Source organism: Actinomyces sp. zg296 (assembly GCF_009829695.1).
Taxonomy (GTDB): Bacteria; Actinomycetota; Actinomycetes; order Actinomycetales; family Actinomycetaceae; genus Actinomyces; species Actinomyces marmotae.
The window spans coordinates 49,328-70,492 of sequence record NZ_VWPG01000003.1; the positions used below are offsets into that span (position 1 = coordinate 49,328).

General features: G+C 67.7%; 13 protein-coding genes. 5 read left to right on the plus strand and 8 right to left on the minus strand.

Annotated features, from left to right (window positions below; translation table 11 throughout):
* Positions 1-555 precede the first annotated feature (555 nt).
* Positions 556-1,254, minus strand: coding sequence for an ATP-dependent Clp protease proteolytic subunit (locus GVV76_RS02570; protein ID WP_159524560.1), 699 nt, complete (start codon positions 1,252-1,254; stop codon positions 556-558).
* Position 1,255: 1 nt separating this feature from the next.
* Positions 1,256-1,897: an ATP-dependent Clp protease proteolytic subunit gene (locus tag GVV76_RS02575; protein WP_159524559.1), complete on the minus strand. Its 642-nt coding sequence runs from the start codon at positions 1,895-1,897 to the stop codon at positions 1,256-1,258.
* Positions 1,898-2,126: 229 nt separating this feature from the next.
* On the opposite strand from GVV76_RS02575, the gene GVV76_RS02580 reads away from it, so the two are divergent.
* Positions 2,127-2,939: a class I SAM-dependent methyltransferase gene (locus GVV76_RS02580; protein WP_236263162.1), complete on the plus strand. Its 813-nt coding sequence runs from the start codon at positions 2,127-2,129 to the stop codon at positions 2,937-2,939.
* 137 nt (positions 2,940-3,076) lie between these two features.
* A complete protein-coding gene (locus tag GVV76_RS02585; protein WP_159624780.1) occupies positions 3,077-3,418 on the plus strand; it encodes a cupin domain-containing protein in 342 nt (113 codons plus the stop codon).
* Positions 3,419-3,513: 95 nt separating this feature from the next.
* Here GVV76_RS02585 and tig read toward each other — a convergent pair whose 3' ends face one another.
* The 4 genes from tig to GVV76_RS02605 form a co-directional block, all read right to left on the minus strand.
* A complete protein-coding gene (tig, locus tag GVV76_RS02590; protein ID WP_159624783.1) occupies positions 3,514-4,932 on the minus strand; it encodes a trigger factor in 1,419 nt (472 codons plus the stop codon).
* 194 nt (positions 4,933-5,126) lie between these two features.
* Positions 5,127-6,572, minus strand: coding sequence for a L,D-transpeptidase family protein (locus GVV76_RS10550; protein ID WP_159624785.1), 1,446 nt, complete (start codon positions 6,570-6,572; stop codon positions 5,127-5,129).
* 304 nt (positions 6,573-6,876) lie between these two features.
* Positions 6,877-9,432, minus strand: a complete 2,556-nt coding sequence (locus tag GVV76_RS02600; RefSeq protein WP_159624787.1) for a S8 family peptidase — start codon at positions 9,430-9,432, stop codon at positions 6,877-6,879.
* 8 nt (positions 9,433-9,440) lie between these two features.
* Positions 9,441-10,418 (minus strand): AAA family ATPase, encoded by a 978-nt coding sequence (locus tag GVV76_RS02605; RefSeq protein ID WP_159624789.1) that lies wholly within the window; start codon positions 10,416-10,418, stop codon positions 9,441-9,443.
* 216 nt (positions 10,419-10,634) lie between these two features.
* On the opposite strand from GVV76_RS02605, the gene GVV76_RS02610 reads away from it, so the two are divergent.
* From GVV76_RS02610 to GVV76_RS02620, 3 genes are read left to right on the plus strand one after another with little or no spacing between them, the layout of a single operon-like run.
* A complete protein-coding gene (locus GVV76_RS02610) occupies positions 10,635-13,700 on the plus strand; it encodes a helicase-related protein (protein WP_236263164.1) in 3,066 nt (1,021 codons plus the stop codon).
* Positions 13,700-18,463, plus strand: a complete 4,764-nt coding sequence (locus tag GVV76_RS02615) for a class I SAM-dependent DNA methyltransferase (protein ID WP_159624791.1) — start codon at positions 13,700-13,702, stop codon at positions 18,461-18,463. The genes GVV76_RS02610 and GVV76_RS02615 overlap by 1 nt, the downstream gene beginning before the upstream one ends.
* Positions 18,464-18,504: 41 nt before the next feature.
* Complete coding sequence (locus GVV76_RS02620) at positions 18,505-18,702, plus strand: hypothetical protein (protein WP_159624793.1); 198 nt, start codon at positions 18,505-18,507, stop codon at positions 18,700-18,702.
* A 287-nt stretch (positions 18,703-18,989) separates the two neighbouring features.
* Here the strand turns inward: GVV76_RS02620 and GVV76_RS02625 are convergent, their stop codons facing one another.
* On the minus strand, positions 18,990-19,643 hold the full coding sequence (locus GVV76_RS02625; protein ID WP_159624795.1) for an RloB domain-containing protein: 654 nt from the start codon (positions 19,641-19,643) through the stop codon (positions 18,990-18,992).
* Positions 19,644-19,652: 9 nt separating this feature from the next.
* On the minus strand, positions 19,653-21,002 hold the full coding sequence (locus GVV76_RS02630; protein ID WP_159624797.1) for an AAA family ATPase: 1,350 nt from the start codon (positions 21,000-21,002) through the stop codon (positions 19,653-19,655).
* Between the last annotated feature and the right edge of the window lie 163 nt (positions 21,003-21,165).

Below are 21,165 nucleotides of genomic sequence, written 5' to 3' on the forward strand. Positions count from 1 at the left end.
GTGCCACCCACCCCGACTGGTGCCATCCACACCGACTGGCGCCATCCACACCCACTGGTGCGGGGAGGACGCACCTGTGGGTGGAATCAGCACCACTCAGGGCCAATGGCACCCATCGGGCACCACGGGGCGTCAGGACGAGTGCGGAGAGGACGCACCAGTCGGTTCCCGCCGCGCCGAGCGGCGCCATCCACACCGAGCGGTGCCATCCACACCCAGCGGTGCCATCCACACCCACTGGTGCGGGGAGGACGCACCTGTGGGTGGAATCGGCACCTCTCAGGGCCGATCGCACCACTCAGGGCCAATGGCACCCATCAAGCGCCACGGGATGCCAGGAGGAGTGTGAGGAGGACGCACCAGTCGGTTCCCGCCGCGCCGAGCGGTGCCATCCACCCCGGGCGGTGCCATCCACCCCGGGCGGTGCCATCCACCCCGGGCGGTGCCATCTACACCCACTGGTGCGGGGAGGACGCACCTGTGGGTGGAATCGGCACCTCTCAGGGCCGATGGCACCACTCAGGGCCAATGGCACCCATCGAGCGCCACGGGGCGTCAGGACGAGTGCGGGGAGGGCGCGGCCTTGCGGGGGCTGAGCACCTGGTCGACGATCCCGTACTCCTTGGCGGCGGCGGCGGTGAGGATCTTGTCGCGCTCCAGATCTTTGTGGATCATGTCGCGGTCCCGGCCGGTGTGCGAGGCCAGGGTGTCCTCCAGCCAGGCGCGCATGCGGTCGATCTCGTCGGCGACGATCTCGATGTCGCTGGCCTGGCCGTGCACGCCCTCCATGGCGGGCTGATGGATGAGCACGCGGGCGTTGGGCAGGGCCAGGCGCTTGCCCGGGCTGCCCGCGGCCAGCAGCACGGCGGCAGCGGAGGCGGCCTGGCCCAAGCAGACGGTCTGCACCTGCGGCTTGATGTACTGCATCGTGTCGTAGATGGCGGTCAGCGCCGTGAAGGAGCCGCCGGGGCTGTTGATGTACATGGTGATGAGGCCATCGGGGTCCTGGGACTCCAGGACGAGGAGCTGGGCCATGATGTCATCGGCGGAGGCGTCGTCGACCTGGACGCCCATGAAGACGATGCGGTCCTCGAAGAGCTTGGCGTATGGGTCCTGACGCTTGAAGCCGTAGGCGGTGCGCTCCTCGAACTGGGGCAGCACGTAGCGGGACTGCGGCATGGCGGCCGCAGCGCCGACCGCGCCAGCGGGGCCCATCTGGCGCGCGATGGCCTCGAAGTAGGGACGAGTGCTCATATCAGTTCTCCCCGTTCTGGTGGCCGATCTCCCGGCTGGAGCGCACGATGTGGTCGACGAAGCCGTACTCAAGGGCCTCGGGGGCGCTGAACCAGTGGTCGCGGTCCGAGTCGGCGATGATCTCCTCGACGGTGTGGCCGGTGTTGGCAGCCGTGATCTCGGCGAGCTCTTGCTTCATCTTGATGATGAGGTCGGCGTTGATGCGGATGTCCGTGGCGGAGCCGCCGGCGCCGCCGGAGGGCTGGTGCATGAGCACGCGGGCGTGCGGGGTCAGGTAGCGCTTGCCCTTGGCTCCGGCGCTGAGCAGGAACTGCCCCATGGAGGCGGCCATGCCGGTGGCGACGGTGACGACGTCGGGCTGGACGTACTGCATGGTGTCGTAGATGGCCATGCCGGCGGTCACCGAGCCGCCAGGGCTGTTGATGTAGAGGTAGATGTCCCTGTCGGGGTCCTCGGCGGCCAGCAGCAGCATCTGGGCGCAGATGGCGTTGGCGTTGTCATCGCGCACCTCCGATCCCAGCCAGATGATGCGCTCCTTGAGGAGCCTGTTGTAGATGGAGTCGGTCAGGCCCAGCCCCGCGCCCTGGCCCTCATGGGCACTGGGGGCGGCGGCCGCGCCGGGGCGCGTGTGGAACTCGCTCACGTCTGTCCTCTCGTGTCGGTGGGTCAACGCTAACGCGAGGCGGCGAAGCGCCATGCCCGCCCCCGCGGCCTTTTCGCTCACGGCACAGGGTTCGCCGGGCGGCCGCCTCCCTCACCGGAGGGGTAGCACGGGCCCGGTGATCAGGTTAGTCTGACCTCATTCTCATTTTTCACGACTGTCGAAGGGATTAATCATGGCGGCGGAGCATCACCCATCCCGGGACGAGGGCATGAGCGCCTCTGCGGTCCACGGCCAGCGCCAAGGACCGGAGGCCTCGCGCATGCAGGGGCACTGGCTGCTCGCCAAGCTCGGCAAGCGGGTGCTGCGCCCCGGCGGCATCGAGCTCACCCGCCGCCTCCTCAAGGCCGTTGACATCCACCCGGGGCAGCGCATCGTCGAGCTGGGGCCGGGCGTGGGCCGCACCGCCGAGATCCTCCTGAGGTCCTCCCCCGCCTCCTACCGGGCCGTCGACCCCAACCCAGAGGGCCGCGAGCAGGTGGCCGCCGTCCTCGCGGGGCACCCGCGGGCCGACTACGTCGTCGCCGATGCCGCCGACACGGGGCTCCCCACAGGCGAGGCCGATCTCGTCGTCGGCGAGGCGATGCTGACCATGCAGTCGGAGGAGGGCAAGAGGGCGATCGTCGCCGAGGCCGCCAGGCTCCTGGCCCCCGGGGGCCGGTACGCGATCCACGAGCTGGCCCTGCGCGCCGATCGCGGGGAGGAGGAAAGGGAGGCCGCCCGCAAGCGCCTGTCCCGGATCATCAAGGTCGGGGCCAGGCCGCTGGCCGAGGAGGAGTGGCGCGCCCTCCTGACAGAGGCCGGGCTGGAGGTCGTGTGGACCGGGACGGCCCCGATGCGCCTACTCGAGCCCCGCCGCCTCATCGCCGACGAGGGGATCGTCGGGGCCCTCCGCTTCTGGCGCGCCGTGCGGCGCACGCCCGGGGCCCTGGACCGCGTCAAGGCGATGCGGGAGACTTTCCGGGCGCAGGGCGAGCTGCTGAGCGCCGTCGGCATCGTCGCGCGCAAGCCCGCTTCCGCCTGAGGGCGAGCCGGCCCAGCCACGCCGGCCCAGCCACGCCGGGCCCACCACGCCGGGCCCACCACGCCGGGCCCGCGCGACCCCATCCACCCGTCCGCTCACCCATCCGCCAATCCCCGACCGTGAAAGGAGCACCCACCATGCCCACCACGCCCGTCTCGGAATCCCTGTTCCGCCTGGGCCTCAACGAGGCCCTGCCCGTCTCCGAGGAGGCCACGACCTCGCGCGTCGTCGTCAACAACGACGTCCTGCGCACCGTGATCTTCACCTTCGACGCCGGCCAGTTGCTCACCGAGCATGCCTCCCCCAAGGCGGTGGTCGTCACGCTCCTGGAGGGGGAGATGGATTTCTCCGTCGGTGAGCGGACCGAGCGCCTGGCGGCGGGCGACGTCGTCTACCTGGCCCCGGGCGACCGCCACGCCCTCACGGCCGTCACCGCCTGCCGCATGCAGCTCGTCATGGTCGACGTCGACGGCGAGTGACCGCGCCGGCGACTCCACCCGCGATAAGAGGGGCGCCCCCATCCGTTTCCTCGGATGGGGGCGCCCCCGCGTTCAGATGGCCCGGGCCTAACGGCTCACTCGGCGCTGGCGGAGGAGGCCGACGACGGGCTGGACGGCGAGGAGCCAGCCGAGCCGGCCGAGCCGTCCTTCTGGGCGGCGTCGGCCGGGGTGGCGACGCGCTCGACCTCGTCGACGATGGCGGCGGCGTCGGCCTCATCGGAGCCGATGAACTCGCTGAGGTCGAGCTCCTTGCCCGCCGAGTCCTTGACGGTCACCTGGCGCAGGGCCAGGGCGAGGGACTTGTTGCGGGCGAGCTCGGAGACGAAGGCCGGGATCTGGCCGGCCTGCTGGGCGCCCTGCATGAACTGGCCGGGCTCCATGCCGTACTGCTGGGCGGTCTGGAAGAGGAAGTCCAGGAGCTCGCTCTGGTCGACGCGCACGTCGAGGGTCTCGGCGAGGACGTCGAGGATGATCTGGTCGCGCACGCTGCTGGCGACGTCGTCGCTGATCTCGGCGGCGTGCTCCTCGTCGCCCTCCTTGCCCTCGGCGGCCAGGTGCTGGGTGATCTCGTTGTCGATGACGGCCTGGGGGACCTCGAAGTCGACCTTCTCACGAAGCAGGTCGAGGAGGGCGTCGCGGGCGGCGACGGCCTGGTCGGCGGTCTTGCGGTTGGTGGCCTGCTTGGCGAGGTCCTCGCGCAACTCGGCGATGGTGTCGAACTCGGAGGCCATCTGGGCGAACTCGTCGTCCGCCTCGGGCAACTCGCGCTGCTTGACGGCGGAGGCGGTGACGGTGACCTCGGCCTCCTCACCGGCGTGCTCGCCGCCGGCGAGCTCGGTGGTGAAGGTGGTGGACTCCTCGGCCTTGAGGCCGCGCAGGGCCGTGTCCAGGCCCTTGAGCATGTTGCCCTTGCCGATCTCGTAGGAGACGCCGGAGACGGAGTCGACCTCCTCACCGTCGATGACGGCCGTCAGGTCGATGGTGACGAAGTCACCGGTCTTGGCCTTGCGGCCCACGGACTTCAGCGAGCCGAAGCGGGCGCGCAGGGAGTCGAGCTCGGAGTCGATGTCCTCCTCGCCCACCTCGACGGCGTCAACGGTCAACTCGACGCCGTCCAGCTCGGGCAGGTCGAACTCGGGGCGCACGGTGACCTCGGCGGTGAAGACGAGCTGGCCGCCGTTGGCGCCGGTGACGTTGGGCAACTCGGTGACCTCGACCTCGGGCTGGAGCAGCGGCACGCGGCCGGACTCCGCCATGGCGTCGCGGTAGCGGTTAGGCAGCTCGGCGTTGACGGCCTCCTGGATGACGGAGGCGCGGCCGACGCGCTGGTCGATGATGCGGGCGGGGACGTGGCCGCGGCGGAAGCCGGGGATCTGGACCTGCGAGCCGATCTCCTTGTAGGCGGCGTCGAGGCTGGGCTTGAGCTCCTCGTAGGGGACCTCCACGGTCAGCTTAATGCGCGCGGGGTCTAGGTTCTCGACAGTGCTCTTCACGGGGATCTACTCCGAATGCTGGGTTGCAGGTGCGCCGTCGTCCGGCGGACGCCCATGGATGGCGTCAATCCCGGTCATCCTATGGCACTCGCCGGTGAGCGGTGAAAACAGCCGGGAGCCCCCGCCTATGGCGCTGGGCACAACCGGCACCGGGCCCGTCCCGACGGCGGCCCGCCCGCCGCGACGGGCGGGACTCATTCGTGGGTGACGACGGTGGTGCCGATCTCGACGAAGTCGTAGAACCAGCGGGCCTCCTCCACGGGAGCGTTGACGCAGCCGTGGCTGACCTGGCCGGAGTCGTAGCCGAAATCGGTGGCCCAGGGGGCGCCGTGGATGGCGAAGTTGCCATCCCAGTAGGCGATCCAGGGGACGGCCTTCTGGCAGTAGGGGAAGTCGGGGGCGCAGCCGAGGTCCTGGGACTCATTCTTAAGGTAGACGTGGTGGGTGCCGAGCTTGGTGGCCCACTCGCCGGATTCCTCGCCGTGGTTGATGTTGACGGGTCCGTGGACGACGGTGGTGCCGACGTAGGCGGTCATCGTGTCGTCGGTGAGGTTGACGTCGACCCATTTCTCGCCGTCGGCGGCCTGGTAGGCGAAGCGCTCGGGGCCCGATGGGACGGCACGGGTCCGGGCGGAGGGGGCGACGGGCTCGGAGGCGAGGGCCCCGGAGTAATCGGTCCCGGATCTCAGGGAGGAGACGATGCCGTCGGTGATCTGCTGAGCGTTGGTGGTGCGCGTTCCGGGCCGGCCGGGGCGGGCCAGGCCGAGGTCGTTGCCGGCGGCGTCGACGTTGGTGATCTGAGGGACCGGCGCCTTGTCCACCTCGGCGGCGCGGGCGTCCACCCAGGCGCGGACCTTGGCGGGGTCGATCCGGGCCGTCATCCCCTCATCGGTGGCGGTGGTGGTGACCCAGGAGGCCTTCTCCGCGGTGGTCGCCGTCCAGGAGGAGCCGGCGCCGGTGAGGATGACGGCGCCGGAGATGAGCGCGTTGGCCTCGGTGACGGCGGTTTTGGCGTGGGAGGTGGTGGTCGGGGCCTCCTGCGGGGCCGCGGCCACGGTGATGTCGCCGCCGCTCAGCGAGCGGGCGGAGGTGGTCAGGGAGGCGCGGATGGCGGCGCCGTCGACGCCGGTGCCGGATGAGTCGGGGACGACCTCGAAGGCGGTCCCGTCGGCGCTGAGCTGGATCCGCGCGGGCACGGGGGCGGTGCCGGCCAGGGCCTGTGCGGAGGCGAGGAAGCCGGCGAAGGCGTCCTCGTCGAGGGCGACCGCGGGGATGACCTCGCGGGGCCCGATGATCGATCGCAGGGTGGGGCCGAAGGAGCCCGCGCCGGCGACGGCGGCCCTGGCGGTGGCGTCGGCGTCGAGGACGACCCCGGCCTGGGCGAGGGTGGCCGTCTGACTGCTGCCCCCGACGCGGATGGTCACCTGAGCCTCGTTGAAGCGGTTGGAGACAAGGCCGACGATCTGGTCGTGGTCGAGGCCGCTGACGTCCTGCCCCGCGACGGTGGTGCCGGGCAGGGCGACGTCGTCGTGGGCGCGCGCGTAGCCGCCAACCATCGCGGCCCCACTGAGCACGAGCGCGCAGGAGGGGACGATCTGCCACCACCCCGGCCTTCGCCTATTCCTCGCGCCGTGCCGCATGACGAAAGGATAAACGCCTCGCCCGCGCGCACCATATTCGGCCTGGTCAGGGACCACGGCACGGGGCGCGGGGCGGCAGCCAGCCCCCATCGGGCGACACGCCCCGGGCAGGCCAGCCGTCCCTCAGCCCCCGCCCACGCAGGCTGGACGCCTTCGCACCAAGGGCGGCAGCCACGAGATCGACCTCATCCTGGAGGGGCCCGACCAACTCGTGTCACCATCGAGATCAAGGTGCCGGCGCCTCCTCGCGGCGACGCACGCAACATCTCCTGCGGCTCAGGATTCGCTCCTGGGCGACCACCTGTCAGCCCACTCCAACAGTCGTCGATACGCGCACGCCGAGCTCAACCGCAATCGGTGTGTACAGGTCGACGCCCTGCTCGCCGCTGGCCAGAGACAGGATGAGGCAATAGCGGACAGGAACGTCCAATCGATCCTGCCTCCGATTGTTCTTCCACCAGCCTCCGGTTGGATAGACGACAACGTGACCGCAAGCGGCGAGTTCAGCACCTGCTCCGACCCACTCATCCTGATGCAATGAGCCTACACCCCGGGCCCGCTTCCCAAGAAACCATCGACGAGAATCATTGGAGCACCCCTGACCCCCTTCTTCCTCATCCCTGGCCCCTCTGTTCACTCGCGCAATAAATTCATCGACGCTCTCAGTCGACTCCTGGAGATCGAATCGGAGCCCGTGAGAGGAGTAGGTGTACTTACCGTTCCATCCACGACGCGTGCCAGACGGCTCGATGAAGTATGACAGCGTCAACCGAAGTCGGACATCAGTATCGCCGAGACTCTCGAGGACCTCACGCGGCCACGGCAGAGAGTGTAGACGCATCTGGTGCATCTTGAAATCATCAGCAAAAGGCATGATCCGGTCTTGAACCACCATCGTCACTGCACTTTGGGACGAAGAGAGAACTGCCTCCTCGGTTGGGACTCCCCATCCATATCGACGAAGCAGCCGGGCACGCTCACTCTTCTTGCCGCAGATATCAAGACTGCGCCGCATGGCGGGCGTCCACTGGGCCTCATGCACAAGAAGGCCACGAATCGTCTCCGGCCAGTACGACGGATAACGAGCCATAGCCAGAGCCGCAAGTCTCGCCGCCTGAGCGGTTGCGGCACTCGTCGCGTTGGCCGAGGTCAGGGCGACGTCATTTCGATGACCGGTGGAGCGCAGCGAGAGCAGCGAATGGCGAGGCTCGAACATCCCCCGCCCGTCAGAGAGCACGTTCCCTCCCTCCAGGCAGATCTCGGGCTTGATCGGCCAACTCCGGTCCCCGAAGAGCAGGGAGGTCCGACTGTGAGGCGAGAGCTCACCTGCTGGAGCCAGCGGGCGGTACCCGCGATAGGTCGGATCCGAGGGTAGAGAGTCAAGCTCCGTGTACGCTCCGACGGTCAACGCGTTCCACGACTGTCCGGGATCTTCAATCGGCTGGAGATCGGAGTTCGCCAGATGGTCCTGGTCATAGCGGTCAACATTAGCAGCGGAGACGATGATAAGCCGGGCAGCCTCAGGGTCCGGCGCCGAGATGAGGCCAACCTCGTTCCCCCTCACGACGATGTCCGTGCCGACCGCAAGGGCATCGATCGCCGTCGACCACAGGGTCGGCTGCCCAGGCTTCGACTCGGAGGTGGCACTGATCGGCATGCAGAACGCTCGTCGCCGCTGGGAGGATATCTCCGGAAGGGAGACTGCCTCGATCGTGGTATCAGCATAGGTTCGTGGCGGCTCCCCCGCGACCCCAGAACGTCGTTCGGGCAGAATACGCACCGACTCCAGGCGGTGCTGCAACGCGACGCCCCCGAGTCCCTGCAAGAGGTCATCGAGATGGTCACCGTACAGCGCCAATCCCGCCATGGACGTGCCGTGCCCATCAGCATCATTGCCAGGTCCTCCAACAGCCGTATGCTGATCCCGGCTCGCCAGCGACGAGCGGAGCAGCCGGTGTTCCCGGAACACGCCGGTGTCGAGATGACAGACCGCGGGAGCATCTTCACTCGCCGCACTCACCCTGCCCGCGAGGTCAACAACGTACTCCATCCGTTCGTCGACATCGAGGTCTTCGATCGTGTCGATGAAGGAAGGCACGCGCACCTCAGTCAGAGGAAGATCAGTAGCAGTCAGCGGCCCGAGGTCTCGCCACGTCGAATTAACATGGACGACGAGCGAGTCTTTGACGCGGACATGCCGGTCGAGAGTCTCCAGGTTGTACGCCATCAGGACCCGTTCCAGGAGTCCAGGACGTTCCCGGCGCATATCGAGCCATAACTCCCACCACACTTTCCCTTCCTCGGGCGGCTCTCCTTGAGAAGTCCACAGATCCCTCAAGAAAGCACCTTGAACCCGAGAGATATTGGCTACCAACCCACTGTTCTTCGGAGCACTTCTCTCACCGTCCTTCGACCACCTATCCTTCTCAGGATCAAGATACTCCTCAAACAGTTTAAGGAAATGAGATCTAAACTCGTCGGCCACCCAGATGACGGCACGTTCCGGGGAGACCTCGGTCGCCTCATGAACGGACAGCAGGATCCATTTCGGCTTCTTGAGCGTCTTACGGTGCGCAGTTAAGGAGGTCAGACGATCTAACTGGAGGGGGAACTCGGCCGCTTCCCCCTCAAGGGTCAGGTACGTGCCGGTAGCACGAAGAACCTCCTCTACATCATCCACTTTTCGAGACTCGTCCGTGGACGCGAACACCCCCGCGACCTCGTCAAGAATCCGCTGCCCGTGAACGGCGCGATCCACTGCGCGCCTCGCACTCTCTCCGCCTCCGCGCGCCACCCAACTCTTCGGCTCGACGCGATCGCGCACGAGCAGGTGGTCGAGGTTGTCGGCAGCCGGGGACATCGTGGTCCTCAGGCGAGACTGGCCGACCGACGTACGACGAGCGCTGTCTCGAGATCACTGCGGGTCACTCCGTCATCTCCTCGCATAAGTGCCGACTTGGCGGCGGACTCGGCCGCCTTGACAAGGTCTGCATGGCTGAGCCCGTCCGTCAACGGGCTGAGACCACTGAAGCTGACGCCCTTGACCAGGCTGCCCAGCCGTTTGCGCATGACCGACTGCGCCTGCTTGCTCGTGGGCAGGGCGTAGGTCAGTACGGCGTCGAAGCGCCGGAAGAGAGCGCGGTCAAGGATGGTGCGGTGGTTCGTCGCGGCGATGACGATGGACTCCGCACTGGCTCCCTCCAAGAAGACGAGGAAGGAGTTGAGGATGCGCCGGGCCTCTCCGACGTCGTTGCCCGCTCGGTCCCCGCCAAGCGCGTCGAACTCGTCGAAGAGGTAGACCGCGCGACGTGTGGCGATCTCATCGAAGATGACCCTCAGCTTTGAGGCCGTCTCACCCATGAACTTGCTGAGAAGGCTGTCGAGGCGGACCGTGCACATGGGAAGAGACAGTTCGGAGGCAATCACCGAAGCGGTCATCGTCTTCCCCGTTCCGGGCGGCCCCTCAAGAAGCAGCCGGTGCATGGGGACGAAGCCGTGCTCGAGGAGGACGGCTCGTTGCCGCTGCTCCTGAATGACCTGGGCGACCTGTCCGGCCAGGTCCGCGTTGATGACCAGGTCACGCAGATGCGCTCGAGGGCTGCTCACCTCGACGAGGTCGGCGGCCTCGCCCTGGGGACGCGGCAGAGTCGCCACAGCAGCCAACGGAGCAGGCGAAGCAGCACGACGGGACGACTCGACCGCCTTCTTGAGGTCAGCGGCTAGGCGGTGATGCCCCTGGCGCGCCTCCCGAGCTGCCACCTGGAGGGCGACCGCGTAGAAGGCTTCCTCATCCCCAGCAGCGTGGGAGCGCACCAACGCCGTGATATGCGAGCCATGACCGGCCACTGGCGCCTCCTCCCGCGCTGGCTCCACAGTTGCGATCACCATCCTATGGCAGGCGCACGACACGACCGACGGGCTCGCCGAAGCGAACACCCGGCCCACTCACGGAACATCGAGACCAGCGTCATGGCCAACACTGCCCACGCGCGGGCGCCGGTGAGCACGGCGCGCGCCCAGGGAGGGCCCCGGAGGCGTTCCCCGCTGCCTAGGATCATGTCCGTGACCACGGCCATGCCCGCCCCTCCCCCATCCGGTTCCCCAAGCACCGCCCCTGCCTCCCCCGACGTCGCCCCCGGCTCGGTGGTGCGCGTACGCGATGAGGAGTGGCTGGTCACCCAGGTCTCCCACAACGCCGACGGCCTGCTCATCACCGTCCAGGGCCTGTCCGAGCTGGTGCAGGACACCACCGCCCAGTTCAGCGCCGGCCTGGATCGCATCACCCCGGTGGACCCGCGTCTGACCCGCGTGCTGGCGGACCCGTCACCCGGCTATCGCCTGTCACGCCTGTGGTTGGAGGCGACGGTTCGCAAGACCCCGCTACCCGCCGTCTCTACGGACCTGGCGGTGGTCGGCGACGTCCTGGCTGACGCCTTGCCCTACCAGCTCACCGCGGTCCGCCAGGCCCTTAACCCGGCGAACCTGCGCCCCCGGATCCTGCTGGCCGACGCCGTCGGGCTGGGCAAGACCCTGGAGATCGGCATGATCCTGGCCGAGCTCGTGCGCCGCGGCAGGGGCGAGAGGATCCTCATCGTCACGCCGCGCCATGTGCTTGAGCAGATGCAGCATGAGATGTGGTCGCGCTTCGCCCTGCCTTTTGTGCGCCTGGACTCGGTGGGCATCCAGCGGGTGCGGCGCTCGGTGCCGGCCACTCGCAACCCGTTCTCCGTCTACCACCGCGCGATCATCTCGATCGACACGCTGAAGTCTGACCGCTACCTCAACCACCTGCGCCGTCAGCGCTGGGATGCCGTCGTCATCGATGAGTCGCACAACGTCACTAACCGCGGCACGCTCAACAATCGGCTGGCGGACATCCTGGCGCGTCAGACCGATGCCCTCATCCTGGCCTCGGCGACCCCGCACAATGGGGATCCTGCCTCTTTCGCCGAGCTCATCCGGCTGCTGGAGCCGACGGCGGTCCACCCCGACGGCGAGCTTGACGAGGAGGCCGTGCGCCGGCTCGTCATCCGCCGTCACCGTCATTCACCTCAGGTGCGCGACGTCGTGGGCGGCCGGTGGAAGGAGCGGCTCACCCCGGTCAACCGGCTGGTGGAGCCCTCCGGCGCGGAGGAGGCGGTGGCCGCAGAGCTGTCCCGTTCCTGGCTGCACCGGCCCGACGGCACCGCGGCGCCCGGGCTGGTCCCGGGCCACGGCCGGGGTGGAGACGCCCTCTTCTCGTGGACGCTGGCCAAGGCCTTCCTGTCCTCCCCGGCGGCCCTCATCCAGACGATCGACGAGCGCCTGGCGCGGCGCCTCTCCCGCGCGGCCAGCCAAGACGCTCTGGCCACCTCGGAGCAGGCGCAGGCCCTGACCCGGCTGCGCGAGTTGGCCGCAGTGGCGAACACGACGGACTCGGGCAAGTACCGGGCGCTGCTGGAGGAGCTGAAGCGGATCGGTATCGGACGCCGCTCGCCGCAGCGGGTTGTCGTGTTCGCCGAGCGCATCGCCACCCTGAACTGGCTGGCGGAGCACCTGCGTGAGGACCTGGGCCTGCCGGCGGAGGCGGTGCGCGTCATGCACGGCAGCCTCTCGGACGTGGAGCAGCAGGAAATTGTGGAGGCTTTCCGCCAGTCGCACACGCCTGTGCGCATTCTGGTGACGGGTGATGTGGCCTCGGAGGGCGTCAATTTGCACGCCCAGTGCCATGAGCTTATTCACTACGACATTCCGTGGTCGCTCATCCGTATCGAGCAGCGCAATGGCCGTATCGACCGTTACGGCCAGGAGGTGGCTCCCCAGATCACCACCCTGCTGCTCAGCCCTGCGGACCCGGGTTTCTCCGGTGACGTGCGGGTGCTGACCCGTCTGATGGAGAAGGAGGAGCAGGCGCACCGGGCGCTGGGTGACGCCGCTTCTCTCATGGGCTTGTACTCCGGTGAGAAGGAGGAGAAGGCGATTCGTGAGGCGCTGGCGGCGGGCACGGATATCGACCAGGTCGTGCCGGATGTGGACGAGGCGCTTGAGCGCGACCCGATGGCGGCCCTGTTCGCGCGTCTGACGGGGGCGGCGCCGGCGCGCACCGATGCCACTCCGGAGCGCCCCGACGCCACTCCGGAGCGCCCCGACGCCACTCCCGCGCACTCACCCGCTCCTGCCCCTCTGAGCACCACGTCGTCTGAGCCGACTTCTCTGTACGCCTCGCAGGTGGACTACCTGCGCCAGGCGCTGACAGAGCTCTATGAGCGTCCGGAGGAGAAGGCTGACCCGATATCGGGCGCCGGCGGGGTGTCGTGGCGTGAGCACGGCGTGGAGCATGTGGCTGAACTCGTGCCCCCGCCGGGGCTGCGTGCCCGCCTGGAAACCCTGCCGCAGTCCTACCTGCAGGAGCGTCGGGTGCGCGAGCGCCTGCTGCTGGCGACCACGGCCAGCAAGGGTGCGCGGCTGCTGGCCCAGGCTCTACGCGATGAGTCGGATTCCTCCTGGCCTGAGGCCCACTACCTGGGGCCACTGCACCCGGTGCTGGAGTGGGCCGGTGACCGGGTGCTGGCGCGTCTGGGACGCTCGTCGGTCTTCGCCATCCACGGCGAGGTGGATGCCCCCACGGTTCTGCTGCTGGGGACGCTGTCGAACCGGGCGGGCCGGACGGTGTCGATGGTGAGCGCGAGCGTGGCTTTCCCCGTCCTGGACGTGGAGGCGGCCCGGGCGAATGTGGCGGCAGGGCGCGCGCTCACGCCTGTCCCCTTGACCACAGTGCACGCCTCACCGGCAGCCATGTTCGCAGCGGTCGGGGTGGGCCCGGGGCAGATGAATCCGGGCGCGCCCGCGGACCTGGACCTGCTCGGCGCGCTCATCGCCCCGGCGGTGGATGCAGCCGACAAGCAGATGCAGACGGTGGTTACTGTGGCCACGGCGGAAGCAAAGAGGCGGGTGGACGCCTGGGCGGCGCGAGTGGACTCGTGGGATGACGACGCCGGCCGGCTCCTGCAGAACCGTCAGTTGCGCTCCCAGCGCCGCACGGTGAGCCAGGAGCGCGAGCTGATCGCGCAGCACTCCCCCGCCCACACGCTTATCCGGCCACTGCTCGTCGTCGTACCACGGCTGAGCGCTGAGGAAGGAGGCCGCTGATGGCGGTGTCGGACGCGCTCGTTGTGGGCGAGGACTTTATCAGTGAGCACTACTTCACCACTGACGCCACCAAGGGGTCTTTCCTGGCGCGGGTGCTGGAGCGTCGCAAGGAGTGGGAGGACCTGGAGAAGGCGGTCGGCGCTGCGACGCCCGTACCGACGCCCCGCACGCGCCTGCGCTCCGCCCGCTCACGGCTGGAGGAGCTGTTGGCGGCGCTGATGGTGGCCGACGACGGCGGGCCGTCGGACGGCGGCGTCGCGGGCGGGCAGGAGGCCCTGACCGCCGGCGCCCTTGAGGCCTCGGCCGAGCTGGACGGCCTGCTGCGCGAGGTCCTGGGGTTTGCCTCTGCGGAGTACCGGCTGACCGAGCGCGGCCCCGTGACGCTGGTGCGCCCCGTCGGTGACGAGGGCCCGGCTCCCGTGGCTCTGCTGCGGGCCCGCCCGGCCACGGCGGTGGAGGACCTGCTGGTCAAGGACGGCCAGACCTTGGCTGAGCCGTGGCAGCCGGTGGACCTGGCCGACCCGGCCGCAGCTGCGGTGGAGAGCGCTGAGCCGGTGGAGTCGGTGTCCCGGGCACTGTCCACGCTTATGACGGACGAGCACGGCCCGGCTTTCGCCCTGGTCCTGGCGGGGCGGTGGGCACTGGTGGCGGAGAAGGAGCGCTGGCCGGAGGGCCGGTGGCTGGCGGTGGACGTCCAACTCGTCGTCGAGCGCCACGACCTCAGGCGCGGCGGTGAGGTGGAGCGGGCCCTGGCCTGCCTGGAGGCAGCCAGCCTGGTACCCGGCCCGGAGGGTGAGACGTGGTGGGCGGTGACGCTGGCTCAGTCGGCGGCGCACACGGTGGGGGTCTCGCAGGACCTGCGCGAGGGGGTGCGCTCCTCGATCGAGGTCATCGCGAATGAGGTGGTGCGTCGTCGTGCGGCGCAGGGTCTGGCCCCGCTCCCCCAGTCGGCGGCGCAGCCGCTGGCGCTGCAGTCGCTGCGCTTCATCTACCGGATGATCTTCCTGCTGTATGCGGAGGCGAGCCCGGAGCTGGGTGTGCTGCCGGTGGGGGCCGCGGAGTACGACGCCGGCTACGGCCTGGAGCGTCTGCGCGAGCTGTGCCTGCGCGAGCTGCATGAGGAGTCCTCCCAGTCGGGCACGCACATCTATGAGTCCCTGGGCCTGCTGTTCACTCTGGTGGACAAGGGCCATGACGCCCGGGCGGCGGGTGAGGATGGCCAGGCGCCGGTCGACGGCCTGGTGTTCCAGCCGATGCGCGCGGACTTGTTCCGCCCTGAGGCGACGGCGCTCATCGACGAGGTGGGGCTGGGCAACGCGGCGATGCTGCGGGTGCTGCGCAGCCTGCTGCTGACGAAGGAGGGCGGCAAGGCGGGTCGCGGCTTCATCTCCTACGTGGAGCTGGGCATCAACCAGCTGGGCGCGGTCTACGAGGGCCTCATGAGCTACACGGGTTCCTTCGCCAGGCAGCGCCTGTGGGAGGTGGCCCCGGGCGGGGACGCCTCGAAGGGCTCGTGGGTGGTGCCGCGTGACGTCATGGAGGGCCTTGAGGAGCGGGACTTCGTGACGGTGGCCGATGAGGTCACTGGGGAGCGCCGGAACGTGACGTATGAGGCGGGCGAGTTCGTCTTTAGGCTCTCGGGCCGGGACCGGCAGCGTTCGGCCTCCTTCTACACCCCGGAGGTGCTCACCCGGTTCACGGTGCAGCAGGCGCTGGCCGAGCTGCTGGACTGCGAGGGCCGCACGACGACGGCTGAGGAGGTGCTGGGCCTGACGGTGTGTGAGCCGGCTCTGGGTTCGGGGGCCTTCGCGATCGAGGCGGTGCGTCAGTTGGCGGAGCAGTACCTGTCGCGCCGGGAGCGGGAGTTGGGCCGGCGGGTGGATCCGCAGGAGCGTCCCCGCGAGCTGGCGAAGGTCAAGGCGTACCTGGCGCTGCACCAGGTGTATGGGGTGGACCTCAATGCGACGGCGGTGGAGCTGGCGGAGGTCTCCCTGTGGCTGGACACGATGGTCGCGGGCCTGGCGGCACCGTGGTTCGGTCTGCGGCTGCGGCGCGGCAACTCGCTCGTGGGCGCTAAGCGGGCCTTGTACTCGGTCTCTCAACTGAAGAGGGGCGCGTGGTTGAAGAGCGCGCCGGTGGCTGAGCCGCTCAGTCGGGTGGCTGAGGTGCTGGATGGCGACGACGGCGCCCGCCGCCTGGGTGAGGCCATCGACGTGTCGGATCGCATCCACCACTTCCTCCTGCCGGCCAGGGGCTGGGGCAGCGCGGTGGAGGTGCCCAAGCAGGTGCGGGACCTCGTGGACGCTGAGCGTCTGAAGGCTCTCAAGACCTGGCGCAAGGAGGTGACCAAGCCGCCGACGCTGGCGCAGACGAGGCGGCTGACGGCGCTGGCGCGGCGGGTGGAGGTGCTCTGGGAGCTGAGTCTGCGGCGCCTGCGGGTGGCCCAGGCGGAGGCTTCCCGACGCATCGACCTGTGGGGGCAGCAGTCGGCTCCTTCTACCAGCTCGGGCGTGAGCCGTGAGCAGATTGAGGCCTACCTGGCCGATGACAACTCGGCCTACCGGCGACTGCGCCTGGTGATGGATGCGTGGTGTGCCCTGTGGTACTGGCCGCTGACGACGAACGTGGCTCCGCCGACGCTAGAGCAGTGGCTCGATGCCCTGGAGGGGATTGTCGGAAAGGCCCTCAAGGACGTCAAGGGCACTGATGGGACGCTGGCTGAGGCCTCCACCTGGGCTCAGCTGGAGGATGTGGAGGCCGTCGAGCTGGGCTTTGCCGGCGCCCGCCCGGTCACAGCCATTTTCGCTGACCCGGATAACCGCTGGCTGGAGGTCGTGCGCAAGACAGCTGCCGAACAGGGCTTCTTCCACTGGGAGCTCGACTTCGCCCCCGTTTTCGCCTGTGGTGGCTTCGACCTCCAGGTGGGCAACCCGCCGTGGGTGCGCCCGCGCACGGACGTCAATGCCCTGCTGGCGGAAGCCGACCCGTGGTGGACGTTAACCAGCAAGCCCTCGGTTGCTGCCAAGAACGCGCGTCTGCCTGGGACGCTGGCGCGCGACGGTGTGCGGGACCTGGTGATCGACGGTACGACGGAAGTGATCGTCCAGTCCGAGCTGCTGAGCGATGCGAGCATCTATCCGTTGCTGAGCGGTCAGCCCGATCTCTATCGGGCCTTCATGTGCCAGGTCTGGGATCACCAGAGTGAGCGGGGCGTCTCTGGACTAATTCATCTTGAGAGTCACTTCACGGATGCCAAGACTCCTGAGCTCCGTGCCGCGACCTATCGGCACCTGCGTCGCCACTGGCAGTTCATCAATGAGCTTCAGCTGTTCGACATCGAGCACCACAAGTTTTACGGAGTTCATATCTACAGCCAAGAGACACCGACGACCTTCCTCCATGCCACCGCTCTTTATCACCCTGAGACAGCGATGCGCTCGCTCCTCCACGACGGCAGTGGTGAAGAGCCTGGCTTCAAAGATCCTCACACCGGCACGTGGGATCTCCGCCCACATGCGGCGCGGATCCAGCAGGTGGACGAGTCGGTCTTGCGGACCTGGCAGGCCGTGACCGAGGCCGAGGACTGGCGGTCTACGCCCATGGTCTCAACGGTGAACTCTGCGGCAGCACGCACACTGACCATCCTCGCGTCGCATTCGCGGATCGGTAGCCTCGGACTGGAGTTCTCCGCTGGCTGGCATGAGACAGCAGACTTTTCGAAGGGTCTCTTCATCAAGACCTGGGGTGAGGCGTCGTGGGAGGATGCGATCCTTCAAGGACCACACCTTCACGTCTCAACACCGCTGTACAAGAGCCCGAACGCGACGATGAAGCACAATCAGGACTGGACCTCAACTGACTTTGAGGCTCTTCCTGCCGGCGCCCGGCCGGTGACCCAGTACAAGCCTGCGGGCGACCGCGCCACGTACGAGCGCCTCTATACCCACTGGGGTGAGTCCTCTGCCCGCGACCACTACCGCATCGCGTGGCGCCGCATGGCCGCCAACACCGGCGAGCGCACCCTCATCCCGGCGATCATCCCTCCCGGCAGCGCACATGTTAACCCTATCTACAGCGCGGCACCCCCATCAATAGGCACCACTATTCTACCTCTCATCCTCGCTGATGCCTCAACCCTCCTCGCCGACTTTCAAATCCGCGCCCGCTCTCGTAACGACATCATTAATCAGGACTTCGAGCGCCTACCACTCGTACCTACTGGCCACCCACTAGCCCCTCGCATTGCGCTGCGGGCACTCCGCCTCAACTGTCTCACAAACGCTTATGCGGACTTGTGGGCTGAGTGTTGGGAAGACTCCTTCCTCGATGACGCGCCGATCCTGGAGCGTTATGACGAACGTCCGGTGGGCCCGGTGTGGACGCGGGACGTGCCGTTGCGTCGGGCGGAGGATCGTCGGAATGCTCAGGCAGAGATCGATGTGATGGTGGCGATGACGCTGGGGGTGCCGGTGGAGGATCTGTGCACGATCTATCGGACGCAGTTCGCTGTGCTGTACGACTATGACCATGGCCGTGGCCAGGGCGCGTACGTCTATGATGCGAACGGAAGGCAGGTGCCGACTGTGGTGCGTCAGGCCTGGGCGAAGCGCGGCCGTCCGGACTCGGATGACGCCATGCCAGTATCGGAGCGCACCCACCCCCACCCCGGCTCTGGCGTAAAATATGTGTACTCTCTCCCCTTCCGCACCCGCGACCGCGAATCCGACTTCCACCGCATCCACACCGCCCTGACGGGAGATTAAAAAGGTTCAATGCGCTCAACATCGAAGGAGGAGAGCGTCCCATGGCTACGACGACTGCAACGATCGCGACGACCGCTGCCGAACGGTACCTGCGCGTGGCCGAGGCAATCCACAGCGTTGAGATGGAGGGCCTGACAGTGACGGAATCCGGCCGCCAGGACGCCCGCGAGTACATCGCCGGTCGCATCGATTCTGACGAGCTGGTGGCCCGCGCCCGCGCCCGCTATGGCCTCGACTGAGTTCGTCGACCCATATCTCGATCCCGAGACGGGCCTCCTGCGAAACAAGCTCGGAGCAGGGACGAAAGTTGCCCTCGATGAAGCTGAGGGCTACCTTTCGTTTGCCCGCCTGATACAACTCATGGATCACCCGGTGAATCCGACCAATTTTGGCAAACAGGATTTGAGTTGTGGGATAGTTCTGGCTGGTCGTGGAATCGAGGACCACCGATGAGTAGAAGGAGGCGTAGAACATCTCCGTCTAATGCCGCGCCTCCTGCCCGCACCGCCTCAAGGACACACCCCACCTACCCCGGGGGATTCTGCCTTCGCACCCGAGCCTGCTCATCCAGGTAGGCGATGAAAAGCGGTAGTTGAGATGAGCGATCCATCGGCCACACTCCGTCATTCCGCGCACCATCAAGGAAGACAGACTCCCGCCGGCACGCCTCATCCGTCTGCTCAATCAACCACGCCGGGATCATCCTGCCCTTCGCATAGTCTTCCCACTGCTTGCTGACGAGACTGAGGGCTTCCCCACTGCTCGTCGGTCGAGACGGCTTTGTGAGGTGCTGAAGAATCCAGCCCTCGATCGACACCGCCTGGAAGGCGCTCCGATGAGCGGGGCTATCCTTCCGCCACTTCTCAAGCAACTCGCGATGCACCTCGTTCTTATCGACGTCGCACACCACCCAGATCACCCCCTGGCAACGTCCCTCACGTTCCGCCCGCCGAGCCTTGTCCAACAGACCCTTGAGAGAGGTGCGAGAAGCCGCCGATCCCGAGCGATGCCACTGCGGGGCGAACACGCCAGGGTACCTGTGATCCAGCAGCGCTTGCAGGTAGGCCTTCTCCGTCTCGCCCTCGACGATGAGGTCGATGACCTCACGAGGCTGCCGCACGCCCGTTCGACGCGAGCCTCGCCCTACGTCCTTCCATGACGTCTTGCGCTTCTTGGCCACGACCGCCCCTCAGCCCCGGGGGACGCCGCCGATGCGGCCGGACATATAGAAGCCCAGGAGATCAGCGTCCTTGCGAACCCCCACGTCGGCATAGTCCGACACCCGCGTCAGCTCGGACTGACCATCGACCTTGTCAGCGAGCCAGATCTCGTCACGGCGCAGAAGATCGGCGCGCATGAGCTGGATCTCATGCGTCGTGAAGATGAGCTGGCGCCGCCCCTCCGGTCCCAGCCCATCAAGGAAGGAGGCGATGAGCTCCTCCGTGAGCCGGGGGTGCATGGAGTTCTCCAGCTCGTCCACAACGAAGACGCTGCGCTCATCCACCTCCCGCAGCTGGAAGAGGATCGGCAGGAGGTTCATGAAGCGCCGAGTCCCATCGGACTCCTCACGCAGGGGCAGGCTGAAGGACCTCCGGTCCTGTGCGCCCGGTCCCGTCTCCACCTCGTGGCGCGCAACCAGCCGCCGCACCGCCGGCTCCCCGTCGTCGTCGAGGGTCAGGAGGGCATGGTCGCCACCGCGAGTTGAGAGCATGGCAGTGCCACCCGCCTCCCGCAGCGACTCAACGAGCTCATCCAACTCATCCGCAGGAAGCGACAGGGCTCCGACACGCATGTCCTCGAAGTCCAGCCTTGAGATACCCGTGTCCGCTCGCGTGAGACCGGCGTTCATCGCGTCAGCGAACACGTTGTCAACCTCCAACCGGCTCGGCAGGTGCACGTACTCAGCTCCCGGGTGGATGACCGCGAGATGCCGGTCGAACCATCCGTAGGCGAGAGCCACGGCACTCTCGGCGTCCGCGCCCAGCACACCAGTATCCCCGCCCAGCACGCCGAGGAAGGTCTCGTTGTCCGCGATCACCGTCTTGTGCGCGTTCGCCCTCACGTCCTCATCGAGGTCCCCGTACAGCTCGACCCCGTTCTCGTCACGCTCGAAGATCACCTCCTCGGTTCGCGTACGCACCTCAACGAGGGACTCACGATGGATACGACGCCGGTCGGCAACGACCTCGTACAGGAACACGCGGTCCTCACCCACACCATCCGGCCGAGGTGCGCCGGTGACGAACTCGATGGTGAACGACGTCGGCTCGCCCGCACCCTTGAGCAGGTGGGGCGTCAGCCGCAGCATCGCCCCGACGGGCCGTGCCTGAAGGATGAGACCCCGTAACGCCTCCAACGCGTCGACAAGCGTGGACTTGCCCGAGGCGTTTGCCCCGTAGACCGCCGCCACAGGCAGGATCCGGGAGCGACCGACCTTCGCCAGGCGCTCACCATGGCGGCGCTCACGCGTAGCCACCATCGTGAACTCAACAGGCTCGTAGTAGGACTTCCAGTTCTGGACCCGCAAGTACCGCAGCATCACAACCTCGATCCGGATGACGCAGGTTTACTGCAACAAATGTACCCCATGGGGGTCATCGACGCCAGAACCTCGACACCTCACGCACGCCCGCATGTACGGCCACACCCCCTCGACTTCGGGCCCATCAAGAGGAAGCGTTGACCGGGAGCGCATGACAGCC

What these genes read in the sequence shown, in the direction of transcription:
- GVV76_RS02570 (WP_159524560.1), bottom strand. Translation starts at nt 1,254, where the DNA reads ATGAGCACTCGTCCCTACTTCGAGGCCATCGCGCGCCAGATGGGCCCC.
- GVV76_RS02580 (WP_236263162.1), top strand. Translation starts at nt 2,127, where the DNA reads ATGAGCGCCTCTGCGGTCCACGGCCAGCGCCAAGGACCGGAGGCCTCG.
- GVV76_RS02585 (WP_159624780.1), top strand. Translation starts at nt 3,077, where the DNA reads ATGCCCACCACGCCCGTCTCGGAATCCCTGTTCCGCCTGGGCCTCAAC.
- GVV76_RS10550 (WP_159624785.1), bottom strand. Translation starts at nt 6,572, where the DNA reads ATGCGGCACGGCGCGAGGAATAGGCGAAGGCCGGGGTGGTGGCAGATC.
- GVV76_RS02600 (WP_159624787.1), bottom strand. Translation starts at nt 9,432, where the DNA reads ATGTCCCCGGCTGCCGACAACCTCGACCACCTGCTCGTGCGCGATCGC.
- GVV76_RS02615 (WP_159624791.1), top strand. Translation starts at nt 13,700, where the DNA reads ATGGCGGTGTCGGACGCGCTCGTTGTGGGCGAGGACTTTATCAGTGAG.
- GVV76_RS02620 (WP_159624793.1), top strand. Translation starts at nt 18,505, where the DNA reads ATGGCTACGACGACTGCAACGATCGCGACGACCGCTGCCGAACGGTAC.
- GVV76_RS02630 (WP_159624797.1), bottom strand. Translation starts at nt 21,002, where the DNA reads ATGCTGCGGTACTTGCGGGTCCAGAACTGGAAGTCCTACTACGAGCCT.